This window comes from Pauljensenia sp. 20925_1_27 (genome assembly GCF_041432835.1).
Classification (GTDB): Bacteria; Actinomycetota; Actinomycetes; order Actinomycetales; family Actinomycetaceae; genus Pauljensenia.
In genome coordinates this window covers 1-1,307 of record NZ_JAPWAH010000042.1, presented here as the reverse complement: position 1 = coordinate 1,307, position 1,307 = coordinate 1, and the positions used below count along the sequence as shown (strand labels likewise).

1 protein-coding gene is annotated in these 1,307 nt (G+C 59.0%); it reads left to right on the top strand.

From position 1 onward, the window contains the following. Nucleotides 1-964: 964 nt before the first annotated feature. Nucleotides 965-1,307, top strand: a 343-nt coding sequence (locus O3684_RS10185) for a hypothetical protein (protein WP_500066825.1), incomplete at its 3' end; no start/stop codon positions are given.

The following is a 1,307-nucleotide window of genomic DNA, read 5'->3' as shown; positions in this document are numbered from 1 at the left end:
AAAACGTGTTGGTTTTATGGTGACTTTTCGGCTTGTTGGTGCGGAAAAATCGGTATTGAAGTTGGTGGGAGCCAACTTGAAGGATGGACAAAACGTGTTGGTTTTGTAGCGACTTTTCGGCTTGCTGGTGCGGGAAAAGCCACATTGAAGTTGGTTGTTTCGTCGTGGGGGATGCGCATATCGGAATGCTCGGCGCGTGGGCACCTGACAGTGCACGTGGGCCCGACAAGTCGCACGTGGGACCGATAACCCGCACCTGGGCCCGATGGATGGTGGCCCGAACCCGGTAGGTGGTCATCTGGGCCCGTTAATGCGCACGTTAACCCGCTAGGTGGTGGCCTAGTCGGACTGCCCACCACGCCACCAATAGGGTTTAGCTGCGCATAGATGGGTTCACACTGCCAGTAGAGGGGCCCAGCTGCCACCACCGCCCCGCACGATCACTCCCACGGCGACGAGGCCAGCTCTCACGATGCGACTCGGCCTTATGCGGGTCCTACCAATTTGCACGTTAACCCGCTAATACGAGCCGGGTCTCTCTCATGCGCACGTTAACTCGCTAATACGAGCCTGGGCAGCCCCGCTCACGCTCTCAATAGCGGGTTTGCGTGCGATAGAGCGGGTTAACACTCGCAATAGCGGGTTCACGTGCGAGCACGCACACCATGTCAGACATCGTTGTGCCCACAACGCAGACCACTTCGCCACTAGCAGCCCGTTTTCAGTGTTTTTCACCGAGGTGGTTTGCGATTTGAGCGCCACGCCACTGCAAACCACGGCCGCGCCGCTACCAAACGGGGGGAATTGCGCCATGCAAGGGTGCGACACGCTGGTGACACGCCGCCAGAGGGCTTTGCATGGCGCAAAACCCCCAACACTACCAGTGTCGAGCGCGCTGCAGGGGCCGAGGGTCAGGATTGGGTGCCGGTGGGTGGCGGAAGCCCGGCAACTGCACACACGGAAGGTGCCACGGCGAAACAAATCTCGCCCAACAAGAACCACGCCGCGCCGCTTCGGTACAAAACTCTCCCAGCACGAGCCGCACGGCCCTACTTCCGGTACAAAACTCTCCCAGCACACCCCTTCCCACCGCATGTGCGGTACAAAACTCTCCCAGCACACCCCTTCCCACCGCATGTGCGGTACAAAACTCTCCCAGCACGAGCCGCACGGCCCCACTTCCGGTACAAAACTCTCCCTGTTCACCCGAAATGGCTCGATTTGGCGCTTTTTCTACATGCAGGGAGAGTTTTGTACCGTTGTCACCACCAAGAAGCTGAGCAGGGAGAATTTTGTACCGAACGGCA